General features: G+C 65.4%; 14 protein-coding genes and 1 tRNA gene. 2 read left to right on the top strand and 13 right to left on the bottom strand.

Going from position 1 to position 14,587, the window contains the following annotated elements:
* Positions 1-32: 32 nt before the first annotated feature.
* The 10 genes from pheT to phaZc all read right to left on the bottom strand — a co-directional run bounded on the left by pheT (position 33) and on the right by phaZc (position 11,039).
* Positions 33-2,480 (bottom strand): phenylalanine--tRNA ligase subunit beta, encoded by a 2,448-nt coding sequence (pheT, locus tag JTE92_RS18100; protein ID WP_063238521.1) that lies wholly within the window; start codon positions 2,478-2,480, stop codon positions 33-35.
* 59 nt (positions 2,481-2,539) lie between these two features.
* Positions 2,540-3,571 (bottom strand): phenylalanine--tRNA ligase subunit alpha, encoded by a 1,032-nt coding sequence (pheS, locus tag JTE92_RS18095; protein WP_063238520.1) that lies wholly within the window; start codon positions 3,569-3,571, stop codon positions 2,540-2,542.
* A 239-nt stretch (positions 3,572-3,810) separates the two neighbouring features.
* Positions 3,811-4,167, bottom strand: coding sequence for a 50S ribosomal protein L20 (rplT, locus tag JTE92_RS18090; protein WP_008650487.1), 357 nt, complete (start codon positions 4,165-4,167; stop codon positions 3,811-3,813).
* Positions 4,168-4,195: 28 nt separating this feature from the next.
* The gene (gene rpmI / locus JTE92_RS18085; protein ID WP_006575466.1) at positions 4,196-4,393 is read right to left on the bottom strand and encodes a 50S ribosomal protein L35; all 198 of its coding nucleotides are present in this window, start codon (positions 4,391-4,393) and stop codon (positions 4,196-4,198) included.
* Positions 4,394-4,560: 167 nt separating this feature from the next.
* Positions 4,561-5,082 carry a translation initiation factor IF-3 gene (infC, locus tag JTE92_RS18080; protein ID WP_081479471.1) on the bottom strand — a complete coding sequence of 174 codons (522 nt, stop codon included), beginning with the start codon at positions 5,080-5,082 and terminating at the stop codon, positions 4,561-4,563.
* A gap of 48 nt (positions 5,083-5,130) precedes the next feature.
* Positions 5,131-7,038, bottom strand: coding sequence for a threonine--tRNA ligase (gene thrS / locus JTE92_RS18075; RefSeq protein WP_063238519.1), 1,908 nt, complete (start codon positions 7,036-7,038; stop codon positions 5,131-5,133).
* A 368-nt stretch (positions 7,039-7,406) separates the two neighbouring features.
* Positions 7,407-7,483: transfer RNA gene (locus tag JTE92_RS18070), tRNA-Val, on the bottom strand.
* A gap of 21 nt (positions 7,484-7,504) precedes the next feature.
* The gene (locus tag JTE92_RS18065; RefSeq protein ID WP_063238518.1) at positions 7,505-9,730 is read right to left on the bottom strand and encodes a RelA/SpoT family protein; all 2,226 of its coding nucleotides are present in this window, start codon (positions 9,728-9,730) and stop codon (positions 7,505-7,507) included.
* A gap of 15 nt (positions 9,731-9,745) precedes the next feature.
* Entirely contained in the window at positions 9,746-10,108 is a 363-nt protein-coding gene (locus tag JTE92_RS18060) for a RidA family protein (protein ID WP_063238517.1), read from the bottom strand.
* A gap of 52 nt (positions 10,109-10,160) precedes the next feature.
* A complete protein-coding gene (phaZc, locus tag JTE92_RS18055) occupies positions 10,161-11,039 on the bottom strand; it encodes a 3-hydroxybutyrate-oligomer hydrolase PhaZc (protein WP_063238516.1) in 879 nt (292 codons plus the stop codon).
* Positions 11,040-11,278: 239 nt separating this feature from the next.
* On the opposite strand from phaZc, the gene JTE92_RS18050 reads away from it, so the two are divergent.
* Both JTE92_RS18050 and JTE92_RS18045 read left to right on the top strand, forming a co-directional pair.
* On the top strand, positions 11,279-12,055 hold the full coding sequence (locus JTE92_RS18050; RefSeq protein WP_063238515.1) for a 3-hydroxybutyrate dehydrogenase: 777 nt from the start codon (positions 11,279-11,281) through the stop codon (positions 12,053-12,055).
* A gap of 35 nt (positions 12,056-12,090) precedes the next feature.
* On the top strand, positions 12,091-12,579 hold the full coding sequence (locus JTE92_RS18045) for a DUF411 domain-containing protein (protein WP_116386766.1): 489 nt from the start codon (positions 12,091-12,093) through the stop codon (positions 12,577-12,579).
* A 50-nt stretch (positions 12,580-12,629) separates the two neighbouring features.
* Here JTE92_RS18045 and JTE92_RS18040 read toward each other — a convergent pair whose 3' ends face one another.
* The 3 genes from JTE92_RS18040 to JTE92_RS18030 form a co-directional block, all read right to left on the bottom strand.
* Entirely contained in the window at positions 12,630-13,010 is a 381-nt protein-coding gene (locus JTE92_RS18040) for a putative zinc-binding protein (protein ID WP_063238514.1), read from the bottom strand.
* A 206-nt stretch (positions 13,011-13,216) separates the two neighbouring features.
* Positions 13,217-13,855: a CoA transferase subunit B gene (locus tag JTE92_RS18035; protein WP_063238513.1), complete on the bottom strand. Its 639-nt coding sequence runs from the start codon at positions 13,853-13,855 to the stop codon at positions 13,217-13,219.
* A gap of 12 nt (positions 13,856-13,867) precedes the next feature.
* Positions 13,868-14,569: a CoA transferase subunit A gene (locus JTE92_RS18030; RefSeq protein ID WP_063238512.1), complete on the bottom strand. Its 702-nt coding sequence runs from the start codon at positions 14,567-14,569 to the stop codon at positions 13,868-13,870.
* Positions 14,570-14,587: the final 18 nt, after the last annotated feature.

Below are 14,587 nucleotides of genomic sequence, written 5' to 3'. Positions count from 1 at the left end.
GTTTATCGTAAGCCGTCGCTAGTGGCGTCGGTTCAGCCGCGCAGCCGGGCCTGGAAGGCCTCTGTCAGCGCGTCGACCATGGAGCGCACTGCGCTGTCGACGGTTTCGTCCTGGAGGGTCGACCCAGTATCTTGCAAGGTCACCCGGAACGCAAGGCTTTTCTCGTCCGCGCCGATGGCGGTGGAAGCGGCCTTGGGACGGAACTCGTCGAACAGCGCCAGGCCCTGGCAGAAGCGGCCATAGCCCTGCTTTTCCAGCGCCGCGTGCATGGCGTCGAGCATGTCCTGCACGCGTACCGATTGCTTCACCACTACCGCCAGGTCGCGCACGGCGGCCGGGAACTTGGAGATCTCGGTGTACGCAGGCAGGCCGGTCTCGCGTAGCGCGTCGAGCTGCAGTTCGAACAGCACCGGTGCATGCTGCAGTTCGTATTCCTGCAGCCAGCGCGGATGCAGCTCGCCGACCACGCCAACCGGCTTGCCGTCGACCAGCACGCGCGCGGCGCGGCCAGGGTGCAGCGCCGGGTGCGACACCGGCTCGAAGCGCGGCACGCGCGGATGGAACAGCGCCTCGACATCGCCCTTGACGTCGAAGAAATCGACATTGCGCGTGGCGATGCCCCACTGCTCTTCGAACGCCGGACCGTAGGCGATGCCCGCGGCCATCATCGGCTGGTGGTAGCCGGCCACCGTCAGGCCGCCGTCCTGCACGTTCTCGTCGCGATGGAACACGCGGCCCACCTCGAACATGCGCACGCGCGCGGCCTTGCGGTTCAGGTTGTAGCGCACCTTGTCGACCAGGCCGCCGACCAGCGACGAACGCATCACGGCCAGCTGGCTGGCGATCGGGTTCAGCAGGCGGATCGGCTTGTCGTTGGCGGCGAAGTCCCGTTCCCACTTCTCCTCGACGAAGGCGAAGTTGATGACTTCCTGGTAATCGCGCGCAGCCAGCGCGTGGCGCACCACGTGCGTCGAGCGGCGGGCTTCATTGGTCGGGCGCATTTCGCTTTCGGCGACCGGCGGCCGCGCCGGGATGCGCTCGAAGCCGTAGATGCGCGCCACTTCCTCGATCAGGTCCTCCTCGATCTCGATGTCGAAGCGGTAGCTCGGCGGCGTGACCTCGAACACTTCGCCTTCAGCGCCTTGCGCACGCGTGAACGGCAGCTGCAGGCGCTGGAACACATCTGCGATGGCAGCCGGCGACAGCTCGATGCCAAGCACGCGCTCGGCGCGCGCCACGCGCAGGCTGACCGGCTTGCGCACCGGCAGGTTGACCACGTGGTCGTCCACCGGGCCGGCCTGGCCACCGCAGATCTCGAGGATCAGCGCGGTGATGCGCTCGATATGCTCCACGGTGGTGGCGTAGTCCACGCCGCGCTCGAAGCGATGTCCGGCGTCGGTCGAGAAGTTGTAGCGGCGGCTGCGGCCCTGGATCGCGGCAGGCCACCAGAATGCGGCTTCGAGGTAGATGTCGGTGGTGTCCAGCGTGACGGCGGTGCTGTCGCCGCCCATGATGCCGGCCAGGCTCTCGATTTCCTTGTCGTCAGCAATCACGCCGACCTGCTCGTCGACCTCGACGGTATTGCCGTTCAGCAGCTTGATCTGCTCGCCCTTGCGGCCCCAGCGCACGTCCAGGCCACCGTGGATCTTGTGCAGGTCGAACACGTGCGACGGACGGCCCAGTTCCAGCATCACGTAGTTCGAGATATCGACCAGCGCGGACACGCTGCGCTGGCCCGAGCGCTCCAGGCGCTGCACCATCCACTGCGGCGTGGCGGCGCGTGCGTTGACGCCACGGATGATACGACCGGAGAAGCGACCGCACAGGTCGGGCGCCGACACCTTTACGGGCAGCTTGTCCTGGATCGTCACCGGCACCGGCGACATGTCAGGCAGGTTCAGCGCGGCACCGGTCAGCGCCGAGACTTCGCGCGCCACGCCGTGGATCGACAGGCAGTCGGCCTTGTTCGGCGTCAGCTTGATGACGAAGACCTGATCGTCCAGGTTCAGGTGTTCGCGGATGTTCTGGCCGACCGGCGCGTCTTCCGGCAGCACCATCAGGCCGCCGTGGTCTTCGGACAGCTTCAGTTCGCGCGCCGAGCACAGCATGCCGTAGCTGTCCACGCCACGCAGCTTGCCGACCTTGATCTCGAACGGCTTGCCGCCGTCCTCTGCCGGCGGCAGCACCGCGCCGACCAGCGCGCACGGCACCTTGATGCCGGGCTTGACGTTGGGCGCGCCGCAGACGATCTGCAGGGTCTCGCCGGTGCCGGCATCGACCTGGCAAACGTTGAGGCGGTCGGCGTTGGGATGGCGCTCGGTCGACAGCACGTGCGCGACCACCACCTTGTCGAACGGCGGCGCAACCGGGCCCACCTCTTCCACTTCGAGCCCGGCCATGGTCAGGCTGTGCGACAGCGCGTCGGTGGAGATCTTTTCAGGGTTGGCGAAGGTGCGAAGCCAGGATTCCGAGAATTGCATGGCGCTTCTGATCCGGTAAGTATTCTGTGTAGTCGGTGACGAGTTTGACGGTGCGCCGATCAGGCGAACTGGCGCAGGAAGCGCACGTCGCCCTCGAAGAACAGGCGCAGGTCGTTGATGCCGTAGCGCAGCATGGTCAGGCGCTCGAGGCCGGAGCCGAACGCGAAACCGATATAGCGCTCGGGATCGAGCCCCATGTTGCGCAGCACGTTCGGGTGCACCTGGCCCGAACCGGAAATTTCCAACCATTTCCCATTGCCGAAGGCCATGTCGATTTCCGCCGACGGCTCGGTGAACGGGAAGTACGACGGACGGAAGCGCACCTGGATGTCGTCGCGCTCGAAGAACTTGCGCAGGAAATCCGTGTACACGCCCTTCAGGTCGGCAAAGCTGACGTCCTCGCTGATCCACAGGCCCTCCACCTGGTTGAACATCGGCGAGTGGGTGGCGTCGCTGTCGACGCGGTAGGTACGGCCCGGGCAGATCACCTTGATCGGCGGCATGGCCTTGCCCGCGTACTTCTCCACGTGCATCTTGGCGTAGCGCACCTGCATCGGGCTGGTGTGCGTGCGCAGCAGCAGGAGCTTGTCGTCGCTGTCGCGGCCATCGACATAGAACGTGTCCTGCATCGAACGCGCCGGATGGTTGTCCGGGTTGTTCAGCGCGGTGAAGTTCATCCAGTCGGTTTCGATCTCGGGGCCGTCGGCCACGTCGAAGCCGATCGAGCCGAAGATCTGCTCGACACGCTCCCACGTGCGCATCACCGGATGCAGGCTGCCCCGCGCCACCGCGCGCCCCGGCAGCGTGACGTCGATGGCTTCGGCGGCCAGGCGCGCGTTCATCAGCGCATCGGCCAGCGCCTGGCGGCGCGCCTGCAGCGCGGCTTCCACCTGCTGCTTGACCTGGTTGATGCGCGCGCCCTCGCTCTTGCGGGCTTCCGGATCGAGCTTGCCGAGGCCCTTGAGCAGTTCGGTCAGCGCGCCGGTCTTGCCCAGGAAGCGGGCTTTTTCGTTTTCCAGCGTGGCGTTGTCGTTGGCGGCGGCGAAGGCGGCCTGGGCGTCGGCAACAATTTGGTCCAGATCCTGAGACATGGCGGCGGTCGTGGAATGTTCTGGCGTCGGGTCGAAGTCGCTGGCCCGACGAGGGGTTGGCACTACGTGCGGTATGCGTTTTCGGATGCCGTCTCGCAACAACTTACGCAACACGGCATCCGGAACCGCAAATAAAAACGGGGCTCGGTGAGGAGCCCCGTTTCAGCAGACCTTGCGGTCAGCGGTCGACCTTGCGGTCGGTGCTGCCCGGCAGCGCTTGCGCGCTACCGGAGCCGGCATCAGGCAACGGTGGCTTTCACCTGGTTGACGATGGCGGCAAAGGCAGGCTTGTCGTGAATAGCCATGTCCGACAGCACCTTGCGGTCCAGTTCAATCGAGGCCTTCTTCAGACCGTTCATGAACACGCTGTAGGTCATGCCATGCTCACGCGTCGCGGCATTGATACGCGCAATCCACAGCGCACGGAACACGCGCTTCTTGTTGCGGCGATCGCGGTACGCGTACTGGCCGGCACGCATGACCGCCTGCTTGGCGATGCGATAGACATTATTGCGACGGCCGCGGTAACCCTTGGCAGCGTCGATGACTTTCTTGTGACGGGCCCGTGCAGTGACCCCACGCTTTACTCGAGGCATGTAATTCTCCTTTCGTTATCGTCAGGGGTTATGCGTAAGGCATCATCGCGCGCACCGACTTCAGGTTCGTCTCATGGACGTCCTGAGTACCGCGCAGTTGACGCTTGTTCTTGGTGGTCTTCTTGGTCAGGATGTGACGCTTGAAGGCCTGGCCACGCTTGAACGAACCGTTCGGACGTGCAGTAAAGCGCTTGGAAGCGCTTTTCTTCGTCTTCATCTTCGGCATGAAAAACTCCAGCTCTATGACATGCATGCAGGTGGACGGCTCACGCCGACGCTTGCAAGACCCGCATCCACTTGTTGTTGCACGACACCCCTTGCAGGGTGCGCGCGACTTCCGCACGAAGCAACGCCGGGATGCGCTGGCATCCCGGCCGCTGCACCGTGCAAGAATTACTTCTTCTTCTTGGGGGCGAGCACCATCACCATCTGGCGCCCTTCCATCTTCGGCATCTGCTCGACCTGGCCGATCTCTTCCAGGTCCGCCTTCAGGCGTTCGAGCATGCGCGCGCCGATTTCCTGGTGGGCCATCTCGCGACCACGGAACCGCAGCGTGATCTTGGTCTTGTCGCCATCTTCCAGGAAGCGCTTCAGGTTGCGCAGCTTGACGTTGTAGTCGCCATCATCCGTACCCGGCCGGAACTTGACTTCCTTGACCTGGATGATCTTCTGCTTCAGCTTGGCCTCGTGGGCGCGCTTGGCTTCCTCGTACTTGAACTTCCCGTAATCCATGATCCGGGCGACGGGCGGAGTCGCGTTCGGGGCGATCTCCACCAGGTCCAAGTCCTTGTCCTCAGCCAGCCGCAGAGCGTCCATGAACTTGACGATGCCGAGCTGCTCGTTATCAACCCCTACCAGGCGCAGCTCAGGCGCACTGATTTCCCGGTTGATGCGATGACCTTTGTCCGTAGCGATGTTGCGTTACCTCAAGAAGACAAAAAAACAAGCCGTGCTCACCACCCATCAGGCTTTGCTGGCGACGTCGTGTTGCAGACGCTCAACAAACGCGGAGACGGGCATCACACCCAGATCCACGTTGCCACGGGCACGCACGGCCACTTGATTGGCATCCCTTTCCTTGTCGCCTACCACTAGCAGGTAAGGAACCTTCTGAAGGGAATGCTCGCGGATTTTATACGTAATTTTCTCGTTGCGCAAATCGGCCTTGGCCCTAAACCCTTGTTTTTGCAGCAATTGCACGACGTTTTCGGCGTATTCCGCCTGCGAATCCGCAATATTCATGACCACGACCTGATCCGGGGCCAGCCAGGCGGGCAGCGCGCCGGCGTGGTTTTCCAGCAGGATGCCCAGGAAGCGCTCGAAAGAGCCCAGGATCGCGCGATGGAGCATGACCGGGCGTTTGCGCGAGTTGTCCTCCGAGACGTATTCGGCATCGAGCCGCTCCGGCAGCACCAGGTCGAGCTGCAGCGTGCCGCACTGCCACGAGCGGCCGATCGCGTCCTTGATGTGGTATTCCACCTTCGGACCATAGAAAGCGCCTTCGCCCGGCAGCTCTTCCCAGTCCACGCCACAGGCGCGCAGCGCCAGCCGCAGGCCTTCCTCGGCGTGGTCCCAGACCTCGTCCGAGCCGGCACGCTGTTCGGGACGCAGCGACAGCTTCACCGAAACATTCTTGAAGCCGAAGTCGTCGTAGACCGAGAACGCCAGTTCATTGAAGGCCTTGGCCTCGGCGACGATCTGCTCTTCGGTGCAGAAGATGTGGGCATCGTCCTGCACAAAGCCGCGCACGCGCATCAGGCCGTGCAGCGCGCCCGAGGGCTCGTTGCGGTGGCAGGCGCCGAACTCGGCCAGGCGCAGCGGCAGGTCGCGGTACGAGCGCAGGCCGTGATTGAAGATCTGCACGTGGCCCGGGCAGTTCATCGGCTTGATCGCGTAGTCGCGCTTCTCCGACTCCGTGACGAACATGTTCTCTTTGTAGTTCTGCCAGTGGCCTGACTTTTCCCAGAGCGAACGGTCCATCACCTGCGGCGTGCGCACTTCGTCATAACCGGCGTCGCCCAGGCGGCCGCGCATGTATTGCTCGACGGCCTGCCACACCTGCCACCCCTTCGGGTGCCAGAACACCATGCCGGGCGCCTCTTCCTGCAGGTGGAACAGGTCGAGCGTCTTGCCCAGCTTGCGGTGGTCGCGCTTCTCGGCCTCTTCCAGCATGTGCAGGTAGGCTTCCTGGTCTTCCTTTTTGGCCCAGGCCGTGCCGTAGACGCGCTGCAGCATCTCGTTGTTGGAGTCGCCGCGCCAGTAAGCGCCGGCCACCTTCATCAGCTTGAAGACCTTGAGCTTGCCCGTCGACGGCACGTGCGGGCCGCGGCACAGGTCGACGAAATTGCCTTCGCGGTACAGGCCGATTTCCTGGTCGGCGGGAATCGAGGCAATGATCTCGGCCTTGTACTTCTCGCCCATCGACTCGAACAGCGCCACGGCCTCATCGCGGTTCCACACTTCGCGCGTGACCTTCTCGTCCTTGCGCGCGAGTTCCGTCATCTTCTTCTCGATGGCGGCAAGATCTTCCGGCGTGAAGGGACGCTTGTAGGCGAAGTCGTAGTAGAAGCCGTTCTCGATCACCGGCCCGATCGTTACCTGCGCCTCCGGATACAGTTCCTTGACGGCATAGGCCAGCAAGTGCGCGGTGGAGTGGCGGATGACGTCAACGCCGTCGGCGTCCTTGTCCGTGACGATGGCCAGCCGGGCATCGTCTTCGATCCTGTAGCTCGTGTCGACCAGCTTGCCGTCGACCTTGCCGGCCAGTGCGGCCTTGGCCAGGCCGGAGCCGATGCTCTGCGCCACTTCGGCAACCGTCACCGGGCCCGGAAACTCGCGGCGGGACCCATCCGGCAGCGTGATTGCGATCATTTGGACTCTCCAGGAATCCGCCGGCGGCGCGTTGCGCCGCGGCCAGGCGGATCAAACTGCATCTTGCGGGGACCGGTCCGCTGCGCGGCCCGGCGATTGTTCTCTTGCTGCACACCACACCGCCAAAGCGCGCGCGAGCGGCAGCTTAGCAGGCAGCTGGCAGGCGACAGACGAAAAAAAACGCGGCCAAGGCCGCGTTTCTCTTTGTCAAACCCGATTCAACCGGGTCGGAAGGCGCACCTCGACTACTGTCGCTTGCCAGCGGTAGTAGTTCGCGGTGTCATAAACATGATGCCCTTCCGTTCCATTTCAGGTTGAATCGGACTTGCCGCACTTCGGTTTTACTGCACGTTGTTACTGCAATTCGTTGGTAGGCTCGATTGGACTCGAACCAACGACCCCCACCATGTCAAGGTGGTGCTCTAACCAGCTGAGCTACGAGCCTAGCGAAGACGCAAGTATAGCATCACTTTCTTTTTGCCTGCAATACCCCCTGCACCTCTTCGATCAGCGACAGCGCGCGCTGCAACTGCGTGGCCTCGGACACCTCGGCGGTGAACTGCATCCGTGCCACGCCCTTGCTCGACAGCGTCTTCACACCGGTGACGTTGATCTTCTCGCGCGACAGCACTTCCGAGATATCGCGCAGCAGCCCTTGCCGGTCGATGGCTTCGACATGGATGTCGACCGGATAGACCGCGGCATGGCTCTTCTTGCCCCACTCGGTCTGGATGACCCGCTCCGGCGCGCGCGCCGACAGCTGCTGGAAGGTATGGCAGTTGCGCCGGTGGATCGACACCCCGCGTCCGCGCGTGACAAAGCCGACGATATCGTCCGGCGGCGCCGGCTTGCAGCAGCGCGACATCTGCGTCATCAGCGAATCCACGCCCACCACCAGCACGCCGCTCTTGGCGCCGCGCGCCACGCTGGTGGCGCGGCTCTTCTTGGTGACGGCGTCTTCCTCGCTGAGCGGCGCCTGGGCCTCGCCTTCCGGGTGGCGCAGCGCGTGCTCGACATGGCGCAGGCTGAACTCGTCCTTGGCCACCGCGGCGAACAGGTCGTCCGGCGTCTTGAAGTTCAGCCGCGCGGCCAGGTCTTCCAGCTTGACCGCGGTCTTGCCCTCGCGCTGCAAAGTCTTGTCGATCAGCGCGCGCCCCTGCGCGATGGTCTCCTGCGAATCGAGCGCATTGAACCACGCCCGCACCTTGGCGCGCGCACGGCTGCTGGCCAGGTAGCCCAGCTCCGCATTGAGCCAGTCGCGCGACGGCCCGCCCTGCTTGACCGCGATGATCTCGACGGTCTGGCCGTTCTTCAGCGTGGTATTCAGCGGCACCATGGTGCCGTCCACGCGCGCGCCGCGGCAGCGGTGGCCGAGGTCGCTGTGCAGGTAATAGGCAAAGTCCAGCGGCGTCGCGCCGTGCGGCAGCGCTACCACGCGGGCCTGCGGCGTCAGCACGTAGATGTGGTCGTCGATCGCGGCGTGCTTGAGCTGCTCCCACTCGTCGTGCGCCACGCTGTGGTCGGCATCGTCCTTCCATGCCAGCAGCTGGCGCAGCCAGGCGATTTTCTCGTCGTAGCGTTCGCTGGCGGAGAACTGCCCCCCGTAGCCCCTGCTGCCCGCTTCCTTGTAGCGCCAGTGCGCCGCCACGCCGTATTCGGCAAAGTGGTGCATCTCGTGCGTGCGGATCTGCACCTCGAAGGCGCGGCCGTCGTCGCCGATCACCACCGTGTGCAGCGACTTGTAGCCGTTGGCCTTGGGCCGCGAGATATAGTCGTCGAACTCGCGCGGGATCGGCTGCCAGATATGGTGGACGATACCCAGCACCGTATAGCAGTCCTTGATATCGTCGACGATCACGCGGAAGGCGCGCACATCGTACAGGTCGGCAAAATCCAGCTCCTTGCCGCGCATCTTCTTCCAGATGCTGTAGATGTGCTTGGGCCGGCCGCTCACCTCGGCACGGATGCCGGCGGCCGTCAGCTCGGCCTGCAGCCGCGCGATGGCGCCGGCGATATAGCCTTCGCGCTCGATGCGCTTTTCGTCCAGCAGCCTGGCGATGCGCTTGTAGGTGTCGGGCTGCTCGAAGCGGAACGCCAGGTCTTCCAGCTCCCACTTCATTTGCCAGATGCCCAGGCGGTTGGCCAGCGGCGCGTAGATATCGAGCGTTTCACGCGCCACGCCCGCGGTCGGCGCGTGCTTGGTGTCGGCCAGCCAGCGCAGCGTCTGCAGCCGCGAGGCCAGCCGCACCAGCACCACGCGGATGTCCTGCGCGAACGCGAGCAGCATCTTGCGCAGCGCCTCGACCTGCTCGTGGCGCGCCTGCGCCTCGTTCTTTGACGGCGCGGCCGCTTCCACCTCAGGGCGATTGCCGGCGATGGCGCCGATGCGCAGCAGCTGCCGCACACCGTTGACGAGCCGCGCCACTTCTTCGCCGAAGCGCGGCTCGATCTCGGCTTCGGTCTCGGGCACGAATGCCGCCAGCCCGAACAGGCAGGCAGCCGCGCGCGCGGCATCGTCCACGCGCAGCCCATCGAGGATGCGCAGCATCCCCTCGGCGTGCGACTGCACGGTCTCGCCCGTAGGCAGCGCCACGCCGGCGCCGTGCTCGCGCACGTACGCCAGCGCGCGGCCCACCAGCTCGGCATCCGGAATGCCTGCGACCCGGCCAGCCAGGTCGGTCGACGTCACCATGTCCCTACGCCTGCATCAGTTGAGCGCAGCGGTCACTACCACTTCGATCAGGTAATCGGGATTGGCCAGGCGGGCTTCCACCGTGGCGCGCGGGGGCGTGTTGCCTTGCGGCACCCAGGCGTCCCAGACCTCGTTCATCTCGCCGATCAGGTCGACGTTGGTGAGGAAGATCTGGCACGACAGGATGCGGGTCTTGTCGCTGCCGGCCTCGGCCAGCAAGCGGTCGATATGGCCGAGCACCTCGCGCGTCTGGCCGCGGATATCGGCCTTGGGATCGACCTCGGGCACCTGCCCGGCCAGGTAGACCACGCCGTTGTAGACCGCGTATTCGGACAAACGCTTGCCCACGTGGGCGCGCTTCAGTTCAAGGTTACTCATGACAATGCGTTGATCGATAAAAAAACAGGTCCCCTGCGCGATGCGCTTCTACTCACCCGACAAAGAACTGCCGGGCAATCGCGATCTGCGCCGGATCGACAAAGGTTGGTGCATGCCCCACTTCAGGGACTTCCACCGAGCTCACATGCTTGCCGCGCGCCACCATCTCGGCCACGGTCTCGCGCAGCAGCAGGTCGGACTGCGCGCCGCGCACCACCAGCACCGAGGCTTCGATGGCCTCGAAGCTGCGCCACAGCGCGGCCTCGCCCGCCGCGACCGCTTCGGGCGTGGACTTGCGGAAGGGCACGGCCAGCTGCGGGTCGTAATGCAAGCCCCATTCCAGGCCGTCGCCGCCCTGCACCGGCTTCAGGATGGCGGCGTTGAGTTCGCGCCACTGCTCCGGCGTGTGGCGCCCGAACGACGCGCTGATGGTCTGCAGGTAGGCCAGCCCTTCCTCGAAGGTCTTGAAGCGTACCGGCAGGCCCAGGTAGGCACCGATGCGCTCCACCGCCGACGGCGCGATCCTGGGGCCGACATCGTTCAGCAGCAGCTTGCGCACCGGCGACCCGGGCAGCCCTGCCAGCCCCATGCCGATCAGCCCGCCCATCGAGGTGCCGAACCAGTCCACCTGCTCCACGTTGAGCCGCGCGATCAGCGTGACCATGTCGGACACATATTGCGGCACGATATAGCTGTCCGGATTGGCCAGCCATTCCGAGCGGCCGCGCCCGACCACATCGGGGCAGACCACGCGATAGTCGCCGCACAGCGCGCTGGCGACGGCATCGAAATCGCGGCCGGTGCGCGTCAGCCCGTGCGCGCACACCAGCACGCGAGGATTCGCGGGATCCCCCCATTCGTGGTAGGCCATGCGGTGCAGGCCCGCCGGACTGATGCACTGGACAAAACCGAGGCGCGGACTGGCAGACATCTGGACTCCCTGACGGACCCGGCCGGGACCGCGAAAAAGCGGCGCTGCCGGTGGTTGAGCAAAACTGGATTGTACGCCGCACCGGGTACAATGCCACAGCACACTGTCTGCGCCACCGCACGCGCCCACACGTCGATGCGAAACGATCGGTAGCGGTGCGTGGCGGTGCCAGACCAGGCGGTCCCGGCCACCCGGGCCGCCCTTTCCTTCCTGTGGAATTTCTCTCGACGGAGGCTTACATGCTCAACGGCAAGACCGCTCTGGTGACCGGCTCGACCAGCGGTATCGGGCTCGGCATCGCAAAGGCGCTGGCGGCTCAGGGCGCCAATATCATCGTCAATGGCTTTGGTGATGTGGACGCCGCAAAGAACGAGATCGCGCAGGCCGGCCAGGGCATCCAGGTCGGCTACCACGGCGCGGACATGAGCAAGTCGGCAGAGATCGAGGACATGATGCGCTATGCGCAGGCCGACTTCGGCGGCGCCGACATCCTGGTCAACAATGCCGGCATCCAGCATGTGGCGCCGATCGAGGACTTTCCCATCGAGCGCTGGGACGCGATCATCGCCATCAACCTGACTTCCGCCTTCCACACCACGCGCCTCGCGCTGCCCGGCATGCGCCAGAAGAACTGGGGCCGCATCATCAACGTGGCCTCGGCGCACGGGCTGGTGGCGTCGGCGCAGAAATCGGCCTATGTGGCAGCCAAGCACGGCATCGTCGGCCTGACCAAGGTGACCGCGCTGGAAACCGCGCAGACCGGCGTGACCGCCAACGCGATCTGCCCGGGCTGGGTGCTGACGCCGCTGGTGCAGAAGCAGGTCGAAGCCCGCGCGCAGAAGGAAGGCATCCCGGTCGAGCAGGCCAAGCGCGAGCTGGTGCTGGAAAAGCAGCCCTCGGGCGAGTTCGTGACACCCGACGAGCTGGGCGCGCTGGCCGTGTTCCTGTCGTCCGACGCGGCGCGGCAAGTGCGCGGCGCGATCTGGAACATGGATGGCGGCTGGGTGGCACAGTAAGGTGCCACAGCAAGGCGCCACAACAAGGAGCAACGATGCAACGACGACGTTTTCTCGGCACCCTGGGCGCGCTGGCGCTAGGCACGCTCGCCGTGGGCGTGCTGGGGCCCGCGGCAGACGCCTTCGCGCAGGCCAGGCCGCTGGCCATCGACGTCTACAAGAGCCCGCTGTGCGGGTGCTGCGAGGAATGGGTCAAGCACCTGCGCGCCAACGGCTTCACCGTGACGGTGCATGACGTCGAGGATACCGGCGAATACCGCAAGCGCTTCGGCATGCCGGAGCGCTTCGGCTCCTGCCATACCGGCCATATCGGCGGCTATGCGATCGAGGGGCACGTGCCGGCCGCCGATATCCGCAAGCTGCTGGCCGCCAAGCCCAAGGCGGTCGGGCTGGCGGTGCCGGGCATGCCGGTTGGCTCGCCAGGCATGGAACAGGGCTCGCGCAAGGATCCCTTCGACGTGCTGCTGGTCAAGGCCGACGGCGCGGCCTCGGTGTTCACCCGCTACAACAAGCCGGCGGCCTAAGGCGCCGCCCAGCCGCCCTGCCGGATGCGCCGCCGCGCGTCCGGCCTGCCCTACATCCCCACAAGGCTTTCCAGAGCGGCCTCGACTTCCCGCCATACCGCCTCGGTCTCGCCCTCGGTGCATTCGCCGTGCTGGCGCTTGACCGCGCCCAGCCGGTTCAGCACCAGGTGCTGGTCCGGCATCACGCCCACGTTTGCCAGGCAAGCCTGCACGCAAGCCAGCGGGCAGCCATCCAGGGCCAGGATCGGCCGGCCCGATTGCGCCACGCGCGTCAGCGCCGGCACGCCGCCGCCCACGCCGCTGATGCACGACATTTCCGCACGGCCGCTGCGGTCCAGCCGCACCGCGCAGGCATTGGCCAGTTGCGCCACGCTGGAGCAGCCGGAGCAGGCGTACACCAGTGGCAGGGATCGGTTGGGGGAAGCCGGCATCGCGCACCTTCCGTAAAGACTTGTGTTGGCAGGAACACGCCTGCGGGGAAGCGGCCAGCATAGTGACTTGTGCGCGGGCGGGCCATTCGCCGATAGAGCTAGCCCGGACAGCCGATTGGCGTCGTCGGTTACCCCGGGCGCCAAATGAAAAACGCCCTGGGGCGCAGTGCGCCACAGGGCCCGTCAGGCAATCGCCGAAGGCTTGCTTACAGCAGCGGCGCCCCGGTCTTCGCCTGGATTTCCTCGCGGCTGACGCCCGGTGCGGTTTCGACCAGCTTCAGGCCTTCCGGAGTCACGTCCATCACGCCAAGGTCGGTGATGATGCGATTGACCACGCCCACGCCGGTCAGCGGCAGGTTGCACTGCTTCAGGATCTTGATGTCCTCGGTGCCGTCCTTCTTCTTGGCGGTGTGTTCCATCAGCACCACCACGCGGCCGACGCCGGCGACCAGGTCCATCGCGCCGCCCATGCCCTTGACCATCTTGCCCGGGATCATCCAGTTGGCCAGGTCGCCCTTTTCGCTGACCTGCATCGCGCCCAGGATGGCCAGGTCGATGTGGCCGCCGCGGATCATCGCGAACGAGTCCGCCGACGAGAAGATCGACGAGCCCGGCAGCGTCGTCACGGTCTGCTTGCCGGCGTTGATCATGTCGGCGTCGACCTGGTCTTCGGTCGGGAACGGGCCGATGCCGAGCAGGCCATTTTCTGACTGCAGCCACACCTCCATGCCCTCGGGCACCCAGTTGGCGACCAGCGTCGGCAGGCCGATGCCCAGGTTGACGTAGAAGCCGTCCTGCAGCTCGGTCGCGGCGCGCGCGGCCATTTCGTCACGTGTCCATGCCATGATGGTGTCTCCTTAGCTGGCCGCGCGCACGGTGCGCTGCTCGATGCGTTTCTCGGGATTGGTGTTCAGCACCAGGCGCTTCACGAAGATGCCGGCCAGGTGGATCTCGTCCGGGTCCAGCTCGCCGGTCTCGACGATATGCTCGACCTCGGCGATGGTGACCTTGCCCGCCATCGCGCACATCGGGTTGAAGTTGCGCGCGGTGCGGCGGAACACCAGGTTGCCGGCCTTGTCGGCCTTGTATGCCTTGACCAGCGCCACGTCAGCCGTCAGCGAACGCTCCATCACGTACGTCTCGCCATCGAATTCGCGGACTTCCTTGCCTTCGGCGACGATGGTGCCGACACCGGTCTTGGTGAAGAAGGCCGGGATGCCCGAGCCGCCGGCGCGCAGCTTCTCGGCGAGCGTGCCCTGCGGGGTGAATTCCAGCTCGAGTTCGCCGGCCAGGTACTGGCGCTCGAACTCCTTGTTCTCGCCCACATAGGACGAGATCATCTTCTTGATCTGGCGCGTGGCCAGCAACTGGCCCAGGCCGAAGCCGTCGACGCCGGCATTGTTGGAGATGCAGGTGAGCTGCTTGACGCCGCTGTCGCGCAGCGCGGCGATCAGCGCCTCGGGGATGCCGCACAGGCCGAAACCGCCAACGGCGATCGTCTGGCCGTCGCGGACGACGCCTGCAAGCGCTTCTGCGGCGCTGGCGTAGACCTTGTTCATGTTCGCTCCTTCCTCGGT

It is taken from the genome of Cupriavidus oxalaticus, from assembly GCF_016894385.1.
In the GTDB taxonomy this organism is placed as follows: domain Bacteria; phylum Pseudomonadota; class Gammaproteobacteria; order Burkholderiales; family Burkholderiaceae; genus Cupriavidus; species Cupriavidus oxalaticus.
Note: the sequence above shows the minus strand (reverse complement) of the source record. Positions and strands in the feature narration are given on the sequence as shown.

Coding starts and splice junctions, on each gene's coding strand:
- pheT (WP_063238521.1), bottom strand. CDS start 2,480: ATGCAATTCTCGGAATCCTGGCTTCGCACCTTCGCCAACCCTGAAAAG.
- JTE92_RS18035 (WP_063238513.1), bottom strand. CDS start 13,855: ATGGCATGGACACGTGACGAAATGGCCGCGCGCGCCGCGACCGAGCTG.
- pheS (WP_063238520.1), bottom strand. CDS start 3,571: ATGTCTCAGGATCTGGACCAAATTGTTGCCGACGCCCAGGCCGCCTTC.
- JTE92_RS18050 (WP_063238515.1), top strand. CDS start 11,279: ATGCTCAACGGCAAGACCGCTCTGGTGACCGGCTCGACCAGCGGTATC.
- JTE92_RS18030 (WP_063238512.1), bottom strand. CDS start 14,569: ATGAACAAGGTCTACGCCAGCGCCGCAGAAGCGCTTGCAGGCGTCGTC.
- JTE92_RS18040 (WP_063238514.1), bottom strand. CDS start 13,010: ATGCCGGCTTCCCCCAACCGATCCCTGCCACTGGTGTACGCCTGCTCC.
- JTE92_RS18065 (WP_063238518.1), bottom strand. CDS start 9,730: ATGGTGACGTCGACCGACCTGGCTGGCCGGGTCGCAGGCATTCCGGAT.
- rpmI (WP_006575466.1), bottom strand. CDS start 4,393: ATGCCGAAGATGAAGACGAAGAAAAGCGCTTCCAAGCGCTTTACTGCA.
- thrS (WP_063238519.1), bottom strand. CDS start 7,038: ATGATCGCAATCACGCTGCCGGATGGGTCCCGCCGCGAGTTTCCGGGC.
- phaZc (WP_063238516.1), bottom strand. CDS start 11,039: ATGTCTGCCAGTCCGCGCCTCGGTTTTGTCCAGTGCATCAGTCCGGCG.
- rplT (WP_008650487.1), bottom strand. CDS start 4,167: ATGCCTCGAGTAAAGCGTGGGGTCACTGCACGGGCCCGTCACAAGAAA.
- JTE92_RS18045 (WP_116386766.1), top strand. CDS start 12,091: ATGCAACGACGACGTTTTCTCGGCACCCTGGGCGCGCTGGCGCTAGGC.
- JTE92_RS18060 (WP_063238517.1), bottom strand. CDS start 10,108: ATGAGTAACCTTGAACTGAAGCGCGCCCACGTGGGCAAGCGTTTGTCC.